Raw genomic sequence first — 19,667 nt, forward strand, 5'->3', positions numbered from 1 at the left:
ATCTTTTAATAGGTATTAAAACGAATAATTGCCAAAGTTTATTGTATTCAATGTGAGCCGAGGATATGGCAGTTAATCAAGAACAAAATAAATTAAAATTAATGGCTACGCCTGGTTCATGGCGTTTATATTCTGCAAGAAAGGTTGACGAACGATTTAAGGCGTTTGAGCAAAAAGTATTTCATAGAGACAGATATACATGTAGGTTTTGTGGATTTCAAGCACGCTTATTTCAAGAAGTAGTTAATCTTGATAATAATTATGCGAACAACAAGTTAGATAATTTGGTGACTTCTTGTTGTTTCTGCGCACAGTGTTTTTTTGTTGAATCCGTTGGTGTTGGTGGTTATGGTGGAGGGACATTAATTTATCTTCCCGAACTAACCCAGCCTGAGTTAAATAGTATCTGTCATGTGTTATTTTGTGCGATTACTAATGATACCGGCTATAAATCGAGTGCACAGAATATTTATCGAGCATTCAAATTTCGTTCACAACTTGTGGAGGAGAAATTTGGTGAGGGAACCAGTGATCCTGCCATATTTGGTCAGTTAATGATCGATGCAGGAGTGAATGACGAAGAGAGACGATCTCAATTATTTAAAAATATACTTCTATTGCCTTCAAGAGCTAAATTCCGTAAACAAATTGAAAAATGGGCTGCGAGTGCACTAGAAGAAATTTCAAGTTAAAAGAGAGGTAATGGAATGGCGCATTGGTCAGAATCTTTTTTTGAAGGAATAGATACCTTCTTTGCCTGGCTAAGTACTTCGCTCAAGCAAACAACAGAATCTTATATTGAATTAGAAACAGCAGATAGTCCAACTGTGTTGGTTAATCACGATGGTTCTTTATTATCAATTTTGAAAATTGAAGGGGTTTCTGCACTTGTAGGGGCTGAAGAGTTTGACAATTTGGTTGCAGGGTTAACTAATGCATTTCAGGGGGCAATGGGGCGCCCAGGACATGCTTTGCAGGTATATTTTAGCCATGATAAACAAAATATAAGGAAATTGATTCAAGACACTTTTGAACCTGCTACAGCATCTGCAAAACGGCTTGAGCTCAATTTAACGGACTTATTTGAAGAACGTGTCAATTATATGGCTCAATATTGTGCAGAAGAGCGCGTCTATTTTGTACTTATTACCCGACCATTCAACTTACCCTCGGAACAATTAAAAGTAGCAACCAAAACCAAATTTAAGATGATCAAAGATATGAAGGCTCCTCCGTTTAAAAACAGCCAGACTATCTATGCGGCCATCCCTGAATTACGTGATACTCATGATGCTTATGTTCGTGCGGTGATGAACGATCTGGATGCACTACATATTTTCGCTAAATTATTGGAAGTTCATGATGCAATACATGCAATACGCATGACTGCAGATCCAGATTATACGGCTGATGATTGGCGAGCCAGTCTGCCTGGGGATAAAGTGACTGCTAGAGAAATTAATTCTTTTGACGGAGACGCTTCTGATTTATTATGGCCTTCGCTGGCGAAACAAGTATTTCCTCGTGATGCGGATGTATTAGATTTGCGTACAGTCAGGGTTGGAGACAAGATTTACTCATCTACGTACATTGATTTATTTCCCAAGGACATTAGACCATTTATTCAGCTATTTACTCGTATATTGCCGGCACATGTTCCTTGGAGAATCTCTTTTCTAATCGAAAGTGAAGGGCTTGCTACGATTAAACTAAAAGGACTATTGGCAGCAATTTTAACTTTTAGTTCAGCACAAAATCGTTTAATCAGTGACTCGGTAAATTTATTAAAATATTTACAGTTAAATACGGACGAATCTATAGTCCGTTTGCGTGTTGTTGCAACAACTTGGGCGCCTGAGGACAGAATGGCATTATTGCGACAACGTAGCTCTGAACTAGTCAAAGCAATTGAGGGGTGGGGATCAACCGACGTTTCTGAAATTTGTGGTGACCCATTTGGTGGTTTTGTCTCTGGGATGTTGGCGGCTACGCTGAATAGTGCGGCAGTAGCTACTGTTGCGCCACTAAGCTCAGTGATTTCCATACTACCGATTACTCGCCCAGCATCGCCATGGCTAAAAGGTGCATTACTTTTTAGAACTCCAGATGGTAAACCATGGCCTTTCCAGCCAGGCTCTACAGAACAAACCACCTGGATTGATCTCGTATATGCGCGTCCAGGTTCTGGTAAATCAGTTTTATCGAATGCGATTAACTTGGCTTTATGCTTATCAGGGGGGTTGTTGCGTTTACCACGGATTGCAATTATTGATATTGGACCTTCAAGTAGCGGGTTAATTTCTTTGCTGAAAGAGGCTCTTCCTGCATCAAAACGCCATTTGGTTGCTTATCATCGTTTAAGAATGACCCCTGATTACTCAATCAATCCTTTTGATACACAATTGGGATGTCGTTATCCTACTGCATTAGAGCGCGCATTTTTGGTTAACTTTATTACCTTGTTAACGACGCCATTGGGTGCAGAAAAACCCTATGATGGTATGCCAGACCTTGCAGGTATGGTGGTAGATGAATTATATAAAAGTTTGGCTGATGAATATAATCCATCACCTTATTCTCCAGGAGTAGAGGAATTCCTCGACAGTATTTTGGAGGAAATTGGCTTTGTTCGTGATTCAAAATCAACCTGGTGGGAAGTAACTGACTCACTTTATTCAGCAGGTTTTATACATGAAGCGATGTTGGCGCAACGTTATGCGATGCCTTTATTGGCTGATGCTGCATCGATTTGCCGTACTCCATCTATTGAAGATCTCTATGAACGAATCACAGCACCGACTGGCGAATCGTTAATTAATGCATTTTCACGCATGATCTCTTCTGCTGTTCGTGAATACCCTATTTTGTCACGTGTAACGAGTTTTGATATTGGTGACGCGCGTGTTGTATCACTTGACCTTGACGAGGTAGCAAAAAGTGGTGGAGATGCAGCAGACAGGCAGACTGCAGTCATGTATATGTTGTCACGTTATGTATTGGCACGGCACTATTATTTAACTGAAGAGAGTCTCAATAATATCCCAGAGCAATACAAGGAATATCATAAAGAAAGAGTGCAAGAGATTAGAGAAGATCACAAACGTATTGTTTATGACGAGTTTCACCGTACTTCAAAATCTGCTGCAGTACGTGAGCAAGTGATTATTGATATGCGGGAAGGACGTAAATGGAAAGTGCAAATTGCCTTGCTATCACAGGCAGTTGATGACTTTGATCCAGTCATGATCGATTTTGCTACAGCAATTTACATTATGGATGCAGGACCTTCACAAGCGATCGAAAAAACGACTGCCATTTTTGGGCTATCTGAAACAGCAAAAACCGCTTTACGCACTCGAGTCCATGGTCCAAGACAAGGAGGAGGAACTTTCCTGGCACAATATGCTACTAAAAGTGGCGTCAATGTGCAGTTGCTTACTCTGACTTTAGGTCCAGTTGAACTCTGGGCATTTAGTACTACAGCCGAGGATGCCACAGTGAGAAACCACTTGTATCGTCATCTTGGGCCAGGTGAGGCACGACGTCTTTTGGCGGCATTATTTCCTAATGGTTCCATTGCTAAAGAATTAGAATCTCGGTTGAATAATATGAAAGAAAAAATGGGATTAATTGAAGATGAAATGAGAGAAGGTATTATAGAGCAATTAATTAACGAAATTCTTGAGGCTTATTCAAAAAATCCTGATGTTAAAAGCTTACCAGCTAAACTCACTTAATACTCTCTTAAGAGTCCATCAATATAATCGGTTTTGCTCTTATCATGAATGTATTTAAAATTCATTCATGATAAGAATAGGGCTTATTATATTACTCAGAATGAAGTCTATATGGGAAACGCAAGTTAATTTAGAGTGCTAATGTGTCCACTTTGCAATAGGAACTACCTTTTATCTTCTTGGCCGCATACATTGCTTGGTCAGCTTTAATCAGCAACTCAGTTACTTCTTGGGCATCTGTTGGATAAGTTGCAAGCCCTATGCTAAGAGGACAGCTTAATTCAATATTCTCAAACTGAATTTTTTCTTCGGCTTCTTGGATGATGCGTTGAGCAATCAATTGAGGAATTTTTTCATCTTCGGTATGTAATACTACAGCGATAAACTCATCACCTCCTATACGTGCTATAAAGTCTCCTTCGCGAAAACTTATTTGTAAACGTCTAGAGACTTCTAGCAGTAAGCGATCGCCTATGTTATGACCATAACAATCATTTACGTATTTAAAATTATCGAGGTCGATAAAGAAAATTGTAGCGCGATAATTGGATGCTAAGGAGTTAATAATTTCATTGAGATGTTGCTTAAAATACATGCTGTTGGGCAAATTAGTGAGCTGATCAAAACGCGCTAAATAATGGTATTTATCTTTTTCAGATTGTAATAAATAATTTTTATTCGTTAGTTTTTGTTCATATTGTTCATGTTCATATATCAAATTGATTAATGTAGTGACTAGAATTAAATAGGCAAATAAATGATTTACCCACTCAATCATCTCAAGTTTATACTGGGGAAGATGATAAAAGGGAGGAAGCGATAATTTTCCAGAGCCCAGAATCATAAATAGTGATAAGGCAGAATAAATAATCAAACCACTGCGTCCAACAAGTGCAGCGGCAAGTAATGGAATAACATAAAACCATTGCGTATGGATTGTTCCTATACCCCAAATCATACAGCTTGCAACAATGATAATCGTGAACGTAATCAGCGTGATCAGATGCCCGCAGAAAAAAGTATTTGCTGTACGGGAAAGAATCCACAAATTAATTATTACAATACTAAATCCACCACTAAAAAGAACAACCATATACCACAACTTCATCAGAGAATAGAGACAAATAATAACGGCACTAATGACAATTAACTCAAGGCTAACATAGTAAATCAGGCGATATTGACGGGCATGTTGTTCCATGAGTCAGCCTACCTTATGTGGTTGAAAAGATTTTTAAACGCTTGCATTGCGCTACCCTTTTCGTTTTTCAACCAATGATGGAATTATTTTAAGCCTATATTTAGTTTAGTTAATTTATGGTGATTTAGGGCGCACAAAATACAAAGAAATTAAGACGGTCTAAGAGGTAAAGTAATGATTGCTTTTAAGCCGCCCTGCAAATTATTAGTTAAAGTAATATCTCCTTGATGCATTTGAATGATTTCTCTGGCTATGGTTAATCCCAGGCCTGTACCGCCAGTACTGCGAGAACGTGAATTTTCTCCTCGATAAAACGGTAAGAACACTTGTTCAAGATCTGTGTCGGGTAATCCTGGGCCTTGGTCAGTAATGGTAATTTCTATCATATCTTGCAAACAATTTAGATGGATCACTGCCTTATAGCCATAATGAACTGCATTATTAATTAAATTATTAAAGGCACGTTTGAGTAAATTTACCGTCCCATAATAAACCAATTTTGGGCTTTCGCTGATAAAGCTTACGTCATAATTCAGTTCAACTGCATCATCTTTCAATGATGAAAGCAATGCGACCAAATCAAAGAGCTGAGGTTTTTCTTCAACATTTACATCCCTGAAATAATCTAAGGTTTCACGGATCATCAGTTCCATTTCGTTAATGTCGGCCATTATTTTATTATAATTGGGATTATCTTCTAAATATTCAGCACGTAATTTTAAACGAGTTAACGGAGTTCGTAGATCGTGTGAAATCGCAGTGACCACTCGGGTTCGATTTGCTAGAAGTTTATTCACTTTTTCCTGCAGATCATTAATTTTTTTAAAGATGGCTTTTTGATCTTGATTCCCAGTGATTGGGATGGGCAACCAATTTTCTTGATGCTCATTGTAATGAAGGCTTTGAATTAAGGTATGTATTGGTTGATTCAACGTTCTGACTGCCCAATAATTAATAAAAAGTAGCGCGCCAATTAAAATAAGAAATAGGCTGACTATAGAGTTCGCTTGTCTGGGAAAAAAAGAAATCACTTTGATATTCAACCAGTTATTTTCTTTTATAAATACTGAGAATTCCAATTTCTTATTTTGTTTTATTAAATTAATAAGTACGGGAGCTTTTAAGGTTAACAATGCATTTTTATCGTATACAGGCTGGGGAGATAAGGTTATTTCCGCCCAGGAAATCCCTTGATTTCTTAAGATCAGAGGCCAGACGGATTGAGGATTTTTTTGCAACAACGTCACGAGATGGGTCAATGAGCGGACCGCTTTAGGTGGAAGTGGAGAACGGATGTTTTCATAATAATATTTTCCCAACTGCATGAGTGAAAAAATGATTAATAAATTACCTAGTATTAAGCCAACCAGGGTCTTTTTTGCTGTTTTAGTTAATTGGCTCATACCAAGTCAACCTTGGTTTTAAATTGATAACCGCCACCACGAATCGTTAACAATAATCGTGGATTACGAGGATCGAACTCTATTTTTTTACGCAAGCGTCCAATAAGGACATCAATGGTTCTGTCTTGCGAATCACAATCTTTTTCATATAACAAATCCATTAATTGGTCGCGACTTAAAATACGTCCGGGATGCTCTAAAAAAATAACCAACAGTTCATACTCTCGTTGACTTAAAGGGATAGCAACCGATTCTTTATCAATCAAAGAATGGGTGTTGCGATCGAGAATCCAGTTTTCAAAATGTATTTGTTGTAAGGGCGTGAGCTTTTTACGATCATGCTCTAATTCACCTTGGGTGCGTCTTAATTGCGCTTTGATTCGTGCAAGCAATTCACGAGAGCTGAACGGCTTGGAAATATAATCATCTGCGCCCAGCTCTAATCCTGCGACTCGATCAGCAATACTGTTTGCCGCACTAAGCATAATAATCGGCATGCTGTGTGTTTGGCGAATTGTTTGGCATAAGTTTAATCCGTCAATTCCTGGAAGCATGATATCTAAAATAATTAAATCAAAATTATTTTCTCTTAATAACTGTTTGATATTTAAGCCATTCAAGGTCCAGGTGGTGCGAAAACCGTTTTTAATTAAATAATCATTAATCAAGTGAGTAATTTCTTGATCATCATCAACAATCAATACGTGGCTTTTTCTTGTGCTCATGAATCACCTGATAAGAATGTGGCTAGAAAATTATTAGCTCAAAAAATCGTTCATTTAAGTACTTGATGACATTATATCAATAAATGACCTGATGTTGAGCATTGTAACAGTGTTGTTACAATAAACCCTTCATTTGTCATATTCCTATTACATTGCCTCATTACACTTAACAATGTAACTTTATAGGAGAAATAAAATGAAGATGAAACGTTTGTTATTAGTTAATGGTTTGGCATTGGGTGTTTTGGGAGCTTCTATTGCAACGGCACAACCGTCAGCAACGGCTACAGTAGCTTCTATAAATCAAACAGGGCAGCATCGCCAGCATGTAGGTAAGTTATTAACTCCAGAACAACGTTCTGAATTGGCAAAGATTAAGAAAAATCTTCGCGCAAAAATGACTCCTTTAATTAAAGAGAAGCGTGCATTGAGTATGCAAATAAGAGGTAAGATGGCTACTCCTAATGTAAAATGGACTGATATATCTCGCTTGGTGGAAAAAAGAAATGCAGTTAACGCGAAAATCAATGTTTTATGGACGCAAACCCAGTTCCAAACGTTCCAAAAATTAGGTGTTCTATTGCCTGTTCATCACGGTCGTCATGGTCACCATTGTGGTTTTCAAAATAAAAATCTTGTAAAAAAATCATAAAAAATGCATGTGACGGTTTCGCATTTTTTGCGAAACCGTTTATTTTTTTAATTCAATAACGAGAACTCGGATTGGATGTTTACTCATGTTCTCATCTGTGTGTAACTCACCAGGAACATCTTTATTGAGATAATATGCTTTATCTTTTTCCAATTTAAGAAAATGTTCTTTTCCTTTATTATTGACTACTTTTATTACACCACTATCAAGAGCAACAACAACCCTATCATTTTCATGGCGATGCATTTTTAAAATTTGTTCTTTACTAGGATAAATTACCGTGGTCCAGACTGCTACTTTTTCATTCGATAGCTGAGGAATACGAACTGTTTCTTTAACAGCTGCATATGAATTCATTGATGCTAAAAATGGAATAATGCATAGGATTGAAGTGATGTAGTTCCGCATAATTGGCTCCATGAGTTTTTGGGTGCACTATAATATATTGCGTTTTATTTAAGAAGATAAATTCGGATAAATGACAATAAAAATAGTGGGTGCGTTTATGGTGTCATAACGTACCCTCAAGTACGATCAACACATTTCGCAACAACAATCTGCTGAATCAATTCTGTTAATAAGGCATAGTTCTGAGTTTTATGAGAGGTACTACGCCAAGCTACACCAATTTCTCGATAAGCATGATCCGTTTTTAAAGAAACTGCAACTAAATCAGTACCAGTAAGAATGCCGCTGTTAATTGCAAGATTGGGCAGGAACGTAATGCCTGGCTGATGGCTTACCATTTGAATTAAGGTATGCAAACTGGTGGCAAAGAAATGATTGATTTTTTTGCTTTCTTTTAATTGGCAGGCTTGTAATGCATGGCCTGTTAAACAGTGTTCTTTTTCGAGCAGAAAAATACTGTTTTCTGGCAATCTACCGATTTCTTTGTCGAAACCTTTATGTAACCACATTCTAGGTAGGACTAGTTTAAAAGGATCTTTGCATAATATTTGTGTTTGCATATCTTGGGTTGGATAAGGAAACGCCAAAATAACAAGATCAAGTTTGCCTTCACCTAAATACTTCAAAACATTATCTGTTGTGTCCTCACGGATAAATAAAGTCAGATCGGGATAAATTTTCCGACACAAATTTTGTAATTCACTTAAAATAAAAGGGGCAATAGTCGGGATCACCCCTAGATAAAATTTCCCTTGCATGACTTTCCCTTGATTGCGTGCGTAATCGACTAGGTCGTTACTTTGTTCAATAATTAACCTACTGCGTCGGACAATTTCTTCGCCTAAAGGTGTAAATAGAAATGTTTTGTGATCTCGTTCCAGTAGTTGGGCGTCTAGGGTTTCTTCAAGGCTTGTAATGGCTGCACTTAAGGTTGATTGACTAATAAAACATGCAGTGGCGGCACGTCCAAAATGTTGATAGTCGTAGAGTGTAACCAAATAATGTAGCTGCTTTAAACTGACCAATTTACTCATCGATTTTTCCGATTAAAGTTATCTGTTTTATTCATTTTAAATAATTATAGACCATAACTATAATTTAATTGAAATAAACAAATAGAGGAGAAACTTATGTTAACTGTTGGTCAAAAAATTCCAGAATTTTCTGTTGTTACAGTAAAACCTGGTTTTAATCATCATGAGGAAAAAGGTGAGAGCGCTTTTGAAGTAGTTACTGAGACAAGTTTTCCAGGAAAATGGAAAGTGCTTTTTTTCTATCCTAAAGACTTTACGTTTGTATGCCCAACAGAAATCGTGGAATTTGCAAAATTAAATGGTGAATTTAACGATAGGGACGCAGTGGTCTTGGGTGGAAGTACTGATAATGAGTTTGTCAAACTGGCTTGGCGAAGAGAGCATAAAGACTTAAATCAATTAAACCAATACAGCTTTGCAGATGTTCATGGGAGGTTAACTGATGGATTGGGTATCAGAGAAGAAGAAAGTGGTTGTGCTCTAAGGGCAACATTTATTATTGACCCAAACAATGTGATTCAGCATGTGAGTGTCAATTCTTTAAATGTTGGTCGTAATCCTCAAGAAATATTACGTATTTTGGATGCTTTACAAACCGATGAATTATGTCCATGTAACCGTCCTATTGGTGGCGAAACATTATAGTTCAGCAAAATGCAGAAGCTCTTGTGGAGCTTCTGGCAAGGAGAATCTTATGTCTATAGAACAATTGAAACAAATGATACCTGATTTTGCTAAGGATATTCGTCTTAATATCAGTAGTTTGTTTGGCAATGTACCGCAATCAGGATTAACAGAAACCCAATTTTATGGGGTTGCATTGGCTGTAGCTTACACTTTGAAAAATAAACGCATTATCGATGCGATTAAAACCGATGGAGCACTTTATATCTCTGCTGAATTAGATAATGCGGTAAAAACAGCAGCAGCTTTGATGGCAATGAATAATGTGTATTATCGTGCGATTCATTTAGCAGAAAATAAGGAACTTGCATCAATGCCTGCAAATTTACGCATGAATGGGATGTTAAATCCTGGAGTACCAAAAGCTGACTTTGAGTTATTTGCTTTGGCAGTATCAGCAATTAATGGTTGTGGTATGTGCATCCATTCTCATGTAAGGCAATTGTTGGAACATGAGTTGAACAAAATTGCAGTGCAATCGGTGCTTAGAATAGCGGCAGTTTTAAATGCATTGTCTTTTGTTTTATCACAGGATGAATTATAAGCTTACTGGTAGTCAAAAAGTAGCCTGGGTGATGGCAAAGCTGTAACCCGGGTTGCAGATAAAAAATCAGACATTTTTCCCGGGTTCTGCTTTGCTTCACCCAGGCTCCAATTTAGCATCAACCTACTTATTCTCGGGATATGCTAAATAATTTACAATCTTCCAATGCCCTTTTTTATCTTGCTCAAAGACATCGAGCCCTTCATCTACAGTTTCTGAAATTACTTTCCCATGTTCTGAAATTTGTAAATACCAAGAAACCCTAACACTTGCCCAATTATGAGTGCGGTAGATTTGATGCAGTTTAAAACGATAGGTGTAGTCGCGATCTTCCTGAAAAATCTTCTTAAAGCCATCGCAGATTGATTGATAGTTTTTGGGAGGGGCGCCTTGATAATTCGCGTGAACATTAGGGGAAAATAAGGTGCATGAATTCGCTAAATCTTTATGGTTGAATGCCTGCGTCCATGAAGAAAAAATGTGTTGGAATAATTGAGTGGAATTTTTTTGTTCAGCAGCATACGCAGCTGAGGTAATGAAAAAAGAGCTCATCATCAGAAAAGGGAGCAATCTTTGAATCATGTGTTTTTCCTTATAGAGCTATGCATCTTGCCAGCCTTCAGGCTCTAAAGGAATAAGCAGCCATAACAGGATATATGCGATAAATGCAGTACCTCCGACTAGGAAAAAAATAACAAAAATGATGCGCATCCATACAGGATCTACACCAAAATAAACGCCTAAACCACCGCATACGCCGGCAATTTTTCTATCTTTACGTGAACGCCATAATTTTTTATAAGGTCGATTCATAATATGCCTTCTCAATGAGCGCGTTGGGCCTGAGTGACCGATTCCGCGCGGGTTAACCATTCTTTCCCCTCCACCAGACGTGCAATCATCATACTGCTGACACTGTTGCATGTTACATTAAGCATAGTCGCTAGGGGATCGATAATAATACTAATTGCTGCAATTATTATTAAGACTGCAGGGGGGAATCCGTAGACACTGAGTATGAGTAACTCACCAAGCATTCCTCCACTGGGAATTGCCCCCATCACGGTACCAACCAATATAGAAATTCCTAAAGCGGCAAGCAGTACACTGGGACTGGAAAAATTTAAGTGGAAGATTCCAAATAAAAAAGCAATCTTGAACATCCCGCCAATGACTGAACCATCTTTATGAATGATTGAACCTAAAGGAATTACGGTCTCATAAATTTCAGGCGCGATGCGCATTTTTTTTGCGGCCATCAAGTTAGCAGGAATACTGGCGGCGCTACTGCAGGTGGCAATTGATGTCACTGCCGGAAGAAAAATGCTACCCCAAAATCGTTTGATACCTTCAGTTTTTCCAGCTAAATAGGCAAATAGCGTATAGACAAAAATAAAATAAATTATGCCAAAGGTATAATAAAGAACTCCAACGCGCAGATAATTAGCCATTAATTGGGGACCTAGCTCATGAACCATAACGGCGAAGTACGCAAAAAAACCAATGGGGGCATAATACATGATCAAAGAAAAAACACGCATAAATACTTCTTCGCCGGCCTGTAAGAAATCAATAAAAGTTTTTCCTTTTTCATTGGCATGCGATGTGGACAATCCAACCAGAATTGAAAAGAGAATAAGTGCCAGAATATGTTGATGTGAAAGAAGTTTACTAAATTCAGGAACCGTAAAAATATCAGCAATTTGATTGAAGGCATTTAAAGCAGAGGTTTTTTCTGGAGCATTAAGCGGCAAAGTAACCCCTTGGGCTGGAGGGAAGAGGCTGACAACAAAAAGAGAATAAACCGCTGCCACGATTCCGGTAAATAAAAAAACAATGGTCATATAAAAAGCAATTTTACCGAGTTTACCCATGGAACCTACTCGTGCAATTGCAGACGTAATGCTAAAAAAAATCAAAGGAACAATGGCTGTAAAAATTAGATTGAGAAAAATCTCGCCAAACGGTTTTAGGTAAGGAGTTATTGGTCCAAAAAAATAGCCAGCCAGACCGCCAAGTACAATAGATGTAATTAAAATAAAAGGAAAAAAATAAGATGCAGAAGCGTGTTGGGTACTCATTGGCCCGTGTCCTTAAAAGTTTTTAGGAGCTGTGGTTATTGTATCTCTTTGCCTAGGCGACATACTATATATTGGTGAGTGTTTTAAAGAAAGCAAATGTATGTTTACGGAGCATAATGCGCGAACGAGTAGAACGAAAAAAAACTTTTGATGAGCTGCTGACCGAATTAAGATGAAATACGAAATCCTCGAGAAGGGTTTGGCTGAGCTGAAGCAAACACTGCCTGATAGAGTTGATTTTAGCCAAATGATTCGTTTCTAACTAAACGTTTAAGTATTAAAAATTGTATTATAGTAAGTCATCACAAGCGAATTGATAAAGGTAATTTTACGTAGGTATGTTAATAAAATATAAAAGCTATCACGATAAAATATTCATTTCTAATTTTCTGAAAGAATGAACCTTATGTATGAACGAGTAGAACGAGAAAAATTTTTTGATGAACTGTTGGCTGGACTAAGAAACAGTCAAGACAAAAAGGACTGGATTGAAGCGCAAAATTTAAAGGCTAATGAATTAAAATTACTTTTTTTAAAAGCGGCAACAAAAGGTTACTTAGATGTGGTTCAATTTTTAGTTTCCCTTCCCGATCTTGATCCCGCGGCACTAAATAATTATGCACTACAGTCGGCTGTAGCAAATGGTCACGTAGACGTAGTTCAATTTTTAGTTTCTTTGCCTGGGGTTGATCCCGCTGCAGGGGATAATCATGCACTACGCTGGGCTACATTCAATGGTGATTTAGCTGTAGTTCAATTATTAGTTTCTCTGCCTGGGGTTAATCCTGCTGCACGAGATAATGAAGCAATACGTGAGGCTGCAAAAAGGGATTACTTAGATATAGTTTTATGTCTTGCAACGCATCCTGCTGTTACCGTAACAGAAGATATGCCTGAACAATTGCAACAAATCATTCGTGCGGTAAAGATAAATCAGAACTATTTTACTGTTTTTCAAACTCCAGAGGTTTTACAGGAGACGAAATATGAAATCCTCGAGAAGGGGGAGGCTGAGCTGAATCGAAAACCATCTAATGGGTTGTACTTTAATCAGGTTTATTCATTCTCTAAACGTTTAGGTATTTGAGCCGGTTTAAAATGAAACCTCTATGAATATACAGTATTGGGGGCGGTGTTACGTTAATTTGCTCCTTTCTTCATTGCATCATTAAGTCATACCCTATAATCTAATAAAATAAGGCTGGAGTTTTTACTTTGATAAGAACTCCTTTTCTCTTTACTTTTCCAGGTAAATGAAGATGAAGCATAAATATTTTTTTAGCGATAAGACTTCTTCTGGTGTATATAAAGAGCAAGAATGCTGTATTCAAATTCCCTCTGGCAAAGACATAGAACAAATGCATGGGATGCCTGCTGGTGCTAATGAAGACCAATATAAGCGTCTCAAGCATATGACCCAAGTGATCACGAAAACTCAATCTATAGAGGCTACATTACCTGTTGTTACAACCGATCTTGTGAAGTTGCCTTCGCACTGGAATCAATTATTTGCTGCTATGAATAAAGGAGATACGAAGGGCGCATTGGCGCTTTTTGCCGGATTTCCTGAAGAAGATGAGATTCTCCGCGCATTATTGGCGGTGCATACATCAAAATATTTGCAGAAAATCATAACCGATTGTATTGAAGCGAAACCCAAAGGATGGAAGGAGTTAAATTCAGATATTCTTATTACCCCTGGGACGTTTGAAGTACTGATCAAAGATATTGCGATGACTTTATTTCATTCTAAAAAAGTACATTTTTCTTTTGGATTACCTACTCATCATGCGTTTGCTGACGAAGGAAGTGGCTTTTGTATTTTAAATAAAACAGCAGTGCTACTGAAGCACATACAACGTTTAAACAGCAAACCAGTCAAACACATTATTATTGGGACTGATGTAAATCGGGATAATGGCCTCTGTGATATTTTAATGAATTCTGCGGCAAATATAGATATATGTCATATAGATGTTTTTGATTCAAGGGTTTATCCGCAACAAGATACGGCATTCATTACTAAAGCGTTCAAAAAGAGCGCACAGGATGAAGGACAAAAAATCCATTCATGGCAACGAGAAGGATTACACTATTTTGCAGTAGATTTAAGTCTCACAACACGTAAACCAGGTTGTGTACATCCTGCTTTGGTTTTTGCAATAGAAAAAATTGAGGAGCAAATCAAACAGGCGCAAAAGAATGGTCAGAAAGTAGCTCTATATTTCCCCACCGGTTGGGATTCGCATGAAGAGGAAACCGCTTATTGTGGAAAGTATGTGGATGGTCATTTAATGGGAGCTACGGAAGCACGGAAAACGCGCTTTAATGAAATGGACTTAACTTATTTTTACGAGAGTTTATTTAAACTGTATCAAGAAAATAAAAGCGATATAGAACGAATCTATTGGGGATTAGAGGGTGGCTATGAGCCAAAAATGTATGAGCGACAAGTCAAATTATTGATGTCGCTGATTTTAAAAGATCTAGTCCACCAGGATACCAATCAAATGGTTTCTGCTGCTAAAAAGGCGTAACCATTCGGGCCAAAGAGGTCGGTAGACGTAGCCTGGTGAAGGCGAAGCCGTGCCCCCCGGGTTCCCTATCGTTTCACCAAGGCTACAATTTCTCTTAAATTGACAGCGCTTACAAAAAAAAGCTTAAGGTAAATAATAAAAAGGATTTGGCAATTTAAAGACTTTCTGCGCATACCCACCTTTAAGATCACTGTATTGATCGCCTATTGATGCCACAATGGTATAGCCTTTTTCGGTGATCATTTTACGGGTGTTTGATTTAAACGGAATAATGGATTTGGAGGTGTAATTCATGGGGCGTAGATACAAACCTGACCATCCATTATAACCCGCCTTATGTAAATTGTTCGTAGTCGCCTGGCGTTCAGATTCATTTCTTCCAGTCACAAAAAAAACTTTGATACCATGATTGCGTGCATCACGATACAAGCGCAGCATGGGCTTAATTACTGGCGCATTAGCCGCCATGATATCTTGATGAAATTGTTGATGATTTCCGCCAAAATCACGTGCAATCATGTACTTATAATTAGATAAGCTGGTTTCATCAATGTCTAAAACAAGTGCCAGTTTTTTATGCGATTTTTCTCTTTGATTTATTTCTGCTTGGTGATCAATATATTTTTGTGCCTTTTGAATCACTTGGATTAACTCTTTTTGATAAAGACCTGAGTCATGATAATTTTTGAGTTCATTTTTTACTAAAGTCAGATTTGGTGGATCTGAAAAAATTGGATTTGCAAAAAGAAACGCCATACTAAATGTAATTATGCTAAATGATTTATCGAGTAAGCGCTTCATTATCCACCCATTTTCTATTAAATGAGGGGATTATATCGTTGTGCATTTGTTTGTCAAATTAGTACTGGTTTTTCTGTATATGTTAGAGAATTGGTGGACAAAACTAGCCAAATAATCGTAGGCTGGGCTGTTAAGCCCAGCAGTATATAATAAGGTCCATAATGGAATTTGGAGAGTACGAATTAATTTGGTAGATGCGGGGCTTAACAACCCAGCCTGCGCTTGTTGGGGCTTTGATTCGAGTTGGCTTCCCAGCGCATGAGATGACAATTTATATGAACTTAGCTTAATGACAGCGGTTGTGTGGATAGCCTGTCCATCCTCAGTTATAATGCCTGCTTATTTTGTTTAAAAATTGCCATACTATGCATTTGAAGCAATTAAAATTAGCCGGTTTTAAATCGTTTGTTGATCCGACGGTGGTGCATTTTCCGAGTCAATTAGTTGCCGTTGTTGGTCCTAATGGCTGTGGGAAATCAAATATTATCGATGCGGTACGCTGGGTTATGGGAGAAAGCTCTGCACGCAATTTGCGTGGCGAATCCATGGCCGATGTGATTTTTAACGGTTCTTCCAATCGTAAATCTGTGGGGCAGGCTTCTGTTGAACTTGTGTTTGATAACAGTCTTGGACGTCTCACTGGTCCTTTTGCCAGTTATGGTGAAATCGCAGTAAAGCGCGTAGTGACTCGAGATGGTGATTCTTCTTATTATTTGAATGGCAGTCGTTGTCGACGTAAAGACATTACGGATATTTTTCTTGGTACAGGTGCTGGGGCTCGTGGCTATTCTATCATTGGCCAAGGAACCATTTCTCAGCTCATTGAGGCCAAACCCGAAGACTTAAGGGTACATCTTGAAGAAGCGGCAGGGGTTTCCAAATATAAAGAACGCCGACGAGAAACATTGCAACGCATTGATCATACACGTGAAAATCTAACACGTGTGGCCGACATTCGCGAGGAGTTGGATAAACAGTTACAACGTTTGGAACGTCAATCCAAGGCTGCTGAACGTTATCTCATTCTCAAAGATGAAGAACAATTATGTCGTGCGGAAATTTTAGCACTTAAATGGCACGATTTTATTGTTCAGCAAGAAGTAAAACAACGTCAAATACAAGAATTAGCGGTAAGTTACGAACAACAACAAAGCGCTCTGACCAAGGCTAATAAAGAACGAGCAGCGTTGAATGAAACACAGCATGATGTGGATGAACAAACACAACAAATTCAAGCAAGCTTCTATCAATTAGGTACTGAAATTGCGCGTTTGGAAGAAACCATACAACAACAGACGCGTGAAAAGAGACGTTTGGAGCAGGACCAACAGCAAATGCAAGCAGATTGGCAGGTTGCAGAAGAACAACTCAAACACGATAAAGAGGAGTTGCTTCATTGTCAGCAGAATGCTCATGAGCTGGGGCAGCAACTCGAGCAATTGAACGCTCGATTTAAAGAGCTGGAAGCCGATTGGCAAGATACGCAAACGCAACAGGCAGAAATGGATCTTCGTTGGCAAGAAGTACAAATGCATGCTGGCAATCTGAAAAGAGAATTTCAGGTGACAGAGGTTAATGCCCAACATTTAGAAGAAAAATATCAACAAACACTGCTACGATTAGAGAAGCTTCAATTAGAGCAGGAAACTATATCAGTAGCGGATTTCCAACAGCTCCAAAGCAACTTAGAACAACAACGCATTAAATTAATTGACGACCAAGAATTTGATGCGTTACAACTACAACAAAGCCAAGAAAATACAGAACAATTACGCACTAAGTTACAGGATATAGAGCAGCAACTACATGGCTTACAAGATGACTTTCATCATGCAAACAGCGAATATGCAGCATTAATAGCAGCGCAGCGTGCTGCACGCCAGGGCATGCAAAGCAGCAAAAACACTATTAAGGAGTGGTCAGAAAAACCGCGATTGATGGATATTTTGCAGGTTGAAACTAAATGGCAATCTGCTTGTGAACGAGTACTCAATGAGGCGTTACATGCTTATGTTCTGGAAACTTTTGAGGAGTTATGGCCACAGCGAGCCATTTGTGAGCGTCAAGGTGAAAGTATTGTTACCCTCAGAACAATCGATTTAAAACCCACCCCCCATCCGCGTCTTATCGATAAAATAAAAGGAACTATTCCGGCAAATGTATACCCCTTAGAACATATCTATACCGCAGAGCATTTTGATGAGGCCTTAAGTTGGCTGGCTGAATTGGCTGAGCATGAGTCGATTATAACGCCTGATGGATTCTGGTTAGGTCGAGGCTGGGTGAAATTTGTAACTCCTGAAACACAAGATGAGCTAGGCCTATTAGCACGGCAACAAAAAATTGCCGAATTAGCTGCTGTTGTTCAGGAGCTGCAAGAGAAGATTGATGTCTTAAGGATAGAGCGTGATGATACACATCAACAGTTACAAAAAAGTTTAAAGGATATTGAATTACACCAGTTGAATGTCAATGCCAGCAATGAGGCATTAAGAACCAATAGTGTGGCTTTGACTGCCAATGAACAAGCGATGCTGCAGGCAGAAAAACAGGCGACTGCTTTAGCGTTTGAATGCGATGAATTGAAACTTATTTTGGAAGAAACCGCGGCAGAACAATGTACTATAAAAGAGAAATTGCAGTCTTTGGAAGAACAATACCAAGTATCTGAGCAGCAACAAGAACAGTGCCTGCAAGAAAAACAAAATTGGGTGCAAACTTCAGCAGCAAAAAATAAACAATTAGAAGAGTCTCGAGGTGCATTGCATCAAGGCGAACGTGAATACGATAGAGAGAAAAATAAAATACAGCAACTCAATGAGCGTATTGAACGAGAACAAGAACGTTTAAATGTTTTGCAGGAGCGTTTAGAAAACATAGCCATGCTTTGCTTGCAAACAGCAAGCCCTGGAGAGGAGCTCAAAGAGCAACTGGCGCTACAATTACAAAAGCATGGTGAAATAGAATTGCAATTAACGTTGAGTCGGGAGCAACTATCACAGCTGAGGATGCAGCTTGAGGATTGCGAGAAAAACATTCTAAATTGTGATTTTGAAGTAAAGCGTATTCAAGAGCAAATAAGCACTACTCGAATGGAAGAGCAAGCTTTGGCAGTGCGCGCCAGCTCAGTTCAAGAGTCGCTTGATGAGTCGAACTTGCAAGCACAAGCAGTACTGGAACAAATACCTGCAGATGTAACGCAGGCTATGCGTGAAGACGAATTAATCGCTCTTTCTGAAAAAATCAAACGCTTGGGCGCGATTAACCTTGCTGCGATTGAAGAATTTACAACAGAACAGCAACGTAAAGTCTATTTGGATGAGCAGTATGATGATTTAAATCAAGCCTTGGCAACTCTAGAAACCGCCATTGAAAAAATGGATAAAGAAACCCGCTCGCGCTTGGAAAGTACTTTTGACGAGGTTAATACTTCATTTAAGGCACTTTTTCCGCGTTTGTTTGGTGGTGGGAGAGCGCAGCTCGAATTGACTTGTGATAATCTATTAGAAGCTGGTATTGTAGTAATGGCACAACCTCCTGGAAAACGAAACAGTACAATTCATTTGTTATCCGGAGGGGAGAAGGCAATGACTGCAGTAGCATTAGTTTTTGCTATTTTTCAGTTAAATCCTTCACCGTTTTGTATGTTAGATGAAGTGGATGCACCTTTAGATGATGTAAATGTGGGGCGTTTTTGCGCTTTGGTGAAAGAGATGTCACAATTCGTACAATTTCTCTTTATTACACATAATAAAGTTACAATGGAATTAGCAGATCATTTGATTGGGGTAACCATGCGAGAACCTGGAGTGTCTCGTTTGGTTGCAGTTGATGTAACACAAGCTTTGGCTATGGAGTAG

The 19,667-nt window shown here is 38.5% G+C and carries 17 protein-coding genes; 8 read left to right on the plus strand and 9 right to left on the minus strand.

Annotated elements, in window-relative coordinates:
* The first annotated feature begins 65 nt into the window (after nt 1-65).
* On the plus strand, nt 66-692 hold the full coding sequence (gene icmJ, locus BGO44_RS16065; RefSeq protein ID WP_058509942.1) for a type IVB secretion system protein IcmJDotN: 627 nt from the start codon (nt 66-68) through the stop codon (nt 690-692).
* Between the two features lie 15 nt (nt 693-707).
* Nucleotides 708-3,737 (plus strand): putative type IV secretion/conjugal transfer ATPase, encoded by a 3,030-nt coding sequence (locus tag BGO44_RS16070; RefSeq protein ID WP_058509943.1) that lies wholly within the window; start codon nt 708-710, stop codon nt 3,735-3,737.
* A gap of 130 nt (nt 3,738-3,867) precedes the next feature.
* On the opposite strand, the gene BGO44_RS16075 is transcribed toward BGO44_RS16070, so the two are convergent.
* From BGO44_RS16075 to BGO44_RS16085, 3 genes are all read right to left on the minus strand, one after another.
* Nucleotides 3,868-4,938: a GGDEF domain-containing protein gene (locus BGO44_RS16075; protein ID WP_273198528.1), complete on the minus strand. Its 1,071-nt coding sequence runs from the start codon at nt 4,936-4,938 to the stop codon at nt 3,868-3,870.
* Nucleotides 4,939-5,087: 149 nt separating this feature from the next.
* Nucleotides 5,088-6,341 (minus strand): sensor histidine kinase, encoded by a 1,254-nt coding sequence (locus BGO44_RS16080; RefSeq protein ID WP_058509944.1) that lies wholly within the window; start codon nt 6,339-6,341, stop codon nt 5,088-5,090.
* Nucleotides 6,338-7,066 (minus strand): response regulator transcription factor, encoded by a 729-nt coding sequence (locus BGO44_RS16085; RefSeq protein WP_058509945.1) that lies wholly within the window; start codon nt 7,064-7,066, stop codon nt 6,338-6,340. Before BGO44_RS16085 ends, BGO44_RS16080 begins: the two co-directional genes overlap by 4 nt.
* A gap of 196 nt (nt 7,067-7,262) precedes the next feature.
* On the opposite strand from BGO44_RS16085, the gene BGO44_RS16090 reads away from it, so the two are divergent.
* Nucleotides 7,263-7,718, plus strand: a complete 456-nt coding sequence (locus tag BGO44_RS16090; RefSeq protein WP_058509946.1) for a hypothetical protein — start codon at nt 7,263-7,265, stop codon at nt 7,716-7,718.
* Between the two features lie 39 nt (nt 7,719-7,757).
* Here the strand turns inward: BGO44_RS16090 and BGO44_RS16095 are convergent, their stop codons facing one another.
* Together BGO44_RS16095 and BGO44_RS16100 are read right to left on the minus strand one after the other, a co-directional pair.
* Nucleotides 7,758-8,126 carry a cupin domain-containing protein gene (locus tag BGO44_RS16095; RefSeq protein ID WP_058509947.1) on the minus strand — a complete coding sequence of 123 codons (369 nt, stop codon included), beginning with the start codon at nt 8,124-8,126 and terminating at the stop codon, nt 7,758-7,760.
* A 116-nt stretch (nt 8,127-8,242) separates the two neighbouring features.
* Nucleotides 8,243-9,160, minus strand: coding sequence for a hydrogen peroxide-inducible genes activator (locus BGO44_RS16100; RefSeq protein WP_058509948.1), 918 nt, complete (start codon nt 9,158-9,160; stop codon nt 8,243-8,245).
* A gap of 96 nt (nt 9,161-9,256) precedes the next feature.
* On the opposite strand from BGO44_RS16100, the gene BGO44_RS16105 reads away from it, so the two are divergent.
* Together BGO44_RS16105 and BGO44_RS16110 are read left to right on the plus strand one after the other, a co-directional pair.
* Nucleotides 9,257-9,805: a peroxiredoxin gene (locus BGO44_RS16105; protein WP_058509949.1), complete on the plus strand. Its 549-nt coding sequence runs from the start codon at nt 9,257-9,259 to the stop codon at nt 9,803-9,805.
* A 49-nt stretch (nt 9,806-9,854) separates the two neighbouring features.
* The gene (locus tag BGO44_RS16110) at nt 9,855-10,388 is read left to right on the plus strand and encodes a carboxymuconolactone decarboxylase family protein (protein WP_273198527.1); all 534 of its coding nucleotides are present in this window, start codon (nt 9,855-9,857) and stop codon (nt 10,386-10,388) included.
* A 123-nt stretch (nt 10,389-10,511) separates the two neighbouring features.
* Here the strand turns inward: BGO44_RS16110 and BGO44_RS16115 are convergent, their stop codons facing one another.
* From BGO44_RS16115 to BGO44_RS16125, 3 genes are read right to left on the minus strand one after another with little or no spacing between them, the layout of a single operon-like run.
* Entirely contained in the window at nt 10,512-10,970 is a 459-nt protein-coding gene (locus BGO44_RS16115; RefSeq protein ID WP_273198525.1) for a YybH family protein, read from the minus strand.
* A gap of 18 nt (nt 10,971-10,988) precedes the next feature.
* Entirely contained in the window at nt 10,989-11,201 is a 213-nt protein-coding gene (locus BGO44_RS16120; RefSeq protein ID WP_058509951.1) for a PspC domain-containing protein, read from the minus strand.
* Nucleotides 11,202-11,212: 11 nt separating this feature from the next.
* On the minus strand, nt 11,213-12,469 hold the full coding sequence (locus BGO44_RS16125; protein ID WP_273198524.1) for a dicarboxylate/amino acid:cation symporter: 1,257 nt from the start codon (nt 12,467-12,469) through the stop codon (nt 11,213-11,215).
* Between the two features lie 406 nt (nt 12,470-12,875).
* Here BGO44_RS16125 and BGO44_RS16130 point away from each other — a divergent pair, with 406 nt between their 5' ends.
* Nucleotides 12,876-13,556 carry an ankyrin repeat domain-containing protein gene (locus BGO44_RS16130; RefSeq protein WP_273198523.1) on the plus strand — a complete coding sequence of 227 codons (681 nt, stop codon included), beginning with the start codon at nt 12,876-12,878 and terminating at the stop codon, nt 13,554-13,556.
* Between the two features lie 172 nt (nt 13,557-13,728).
* On the plus strand, nt 13,729-15,006 hold the full coding sequence (locus BGO44_RS16135) for an acetylpolyamine aminohydrolase (RefSeq protein ID WP_273198522.1): 1,278 nt from the start codon (nt 13,729-13,731) through the stop codon (nt 15,004-15,006).
* A 123-nt stretch (nt 15,007-15,129) separates the two neighbouring features.
* On the opposite strand, the gene BGO44_RS16140 is transcribed toward BGO44_RS16135, so the two are convergent.
* Nucleotides 15,130-15,807 (minus strand): HAD family acid phosphatase, encoded by a 678-nt coding sequence (locus BGO44_RS16140; RefSeq protein WP_058509955.1) that lies wholly within the window; start codon nt 15,805-15,807, stop codon nt 15,130-15,132.
* Between the two features lie 365 nt (nt 15,808-16,172).
* On the opposite strand from BGO44_RS16140, the gene smc reads away from it, so the two are divergent.
* The gene (gene smc, locus BGO44_RS16145) at nt 16,173-19,667 is read left to right on the plus strand and encodes a chromosome segregation protein SMC (RefSeq protein ID WP_273198520.1); all 3,495 of its coding nucleotides are present in this window, start codon (nt 16,173-16,175) and stop codon (nt 19,665-19,667) included.

It is taken from the genome of Legionella sp. 39-23, from assembly GCF_001897665.1.
Lineage (GTDB): Bacteria > Pseudomonadota > Gammaproteobacteria > Legionellales > Legionellaceae > Legionella > Legionella steelei.

What these genes read in the sequence shown, in the direction of transcription:
- BGO44_RS16135 (WP_273198522.1), top strand. Translation starts at nt 13,729, where the DNA reads ATGAAGCATAAATATTTTTTTAGCGATAAGACTTCTTCTGGTGTATAT.
- BGO44_RS16070 (WP_058509943.1), top strand. Translation starts at nt 708, where the DNA reads ATGGCGCATTGGTCAGAATCTTTTTTTGAAGGAATAGATACCTTCTTT.
- BGO44_RS16125 (WP_273198524.1), bottom strand. Translation starts at nt 12,469, where the DNA reads ATGAGTACCCAACACGCTTCTGCATCTTATTTTTTTCCTTTTATTTTA.
- BGO44_RS16115 (WP_273198525.1), bottom strand. Translation starts at nt 10,970, where the DNA reads ATGATTCAAAGATTGCTCCCTTTTCTGATGATGAGCTCTTTTTTCATT.
- BGO44_RS16090 (WP_058509946.1), top strand. Translation starts at nt 7,263, where the DNA reads ATGAAGATGAAACGTTTGTTATTAGTTAATGGTTTGGCATTGGGTGTT.
- BGO44_RS16105 (WP_058509949.1), top strand. Translation starts at nt 9,257, where the DNA reads ATGTTAACTGTTGGTCAAAAAATTCCAGAATTTTCTGTTGTTACAGTA.
- BGO44_RS16120 (WP_058509951.1), bottom strand. Translation starts at nt 11,201, where the DNA reads ATGAATCGACCTTATAAAAAATTATGGCGTTCACGTAAAGATAGAAAA.
- BGO44_RS16080 (WP_058509944.1), bottom strand. Translation starts at nt 6,341, where the DNA reads ATGAGCCAATTAACTAAAACAGCAAAAAAGACCCTGGTTGGCTTAATA.
- BGO44_RS16140 (WP_058509955.1), bottom strand. Translation starts at nt 15,807, where the DNA reads ATGAAGCGCTTACTCGATAAATCATTTAGCATAATTACATTTAGTATG.
- BGO44_RS16130 (WP_273198523.1), top strand. Translation starts at nt 12,876, where the DNA reads ATGTATGAACGAGTAGAACGAGAAAAATTTTTTGATGAACTGTTGGCT.
- BGO44_RS16110 (WP_273198527.1), top strand. Translation starts at nt 9,855, where the DNA reads ATGTCTATAGAACAATTGAAACAAATGATACCTGATTTTGCTAAGGAT.
- icmJ (WP_058509942.1), top strand. Translation starts at nt 66, where the DNA reads ATGGCAGTTAATCAAGAACAAAATAAATTAAAATTAATGGCTACGCCT.
- BGO44_RS16095 (WP_058509947.1), bottom strand. Translation starts at nt 8,126, where the DNA reads ATGCGGAACTACATCACTTCAATCCTATGCATTATTCCATTTTTAGCA.
- smc (WP_273198520.1), top strand. Translation starts at nt 16,173, where the DNA reads ATGCATTTGAAGCAATTAAAATTAGCCGGTTTTAAATCGTTTGTTGAT.
- BGO44_RS16085 (WP_058509945.1), bottom strand. Translation starts at nt 7,066, where the DNA reads ATGAGCACAAGAAAAAGCCACGTATTGATTGTTGATGATGATCAAGAA.
- BGO44_RS16075 (WP_273198528.1), bottom strand. Translation starts at nt 4,938, where the DNA reads ATGGAACAACATGCCCGTCAATATCGCCTGATTTACTATGTTAGCCTT.
- BGO44_RS16100 (WP_058509948.1), bottom strand. Translation starts at nt 9,160, where the DNA reads ATGAGTAAATTGGTCAGTTTAAAGCAGCTACATTATTTGGTTACACTC.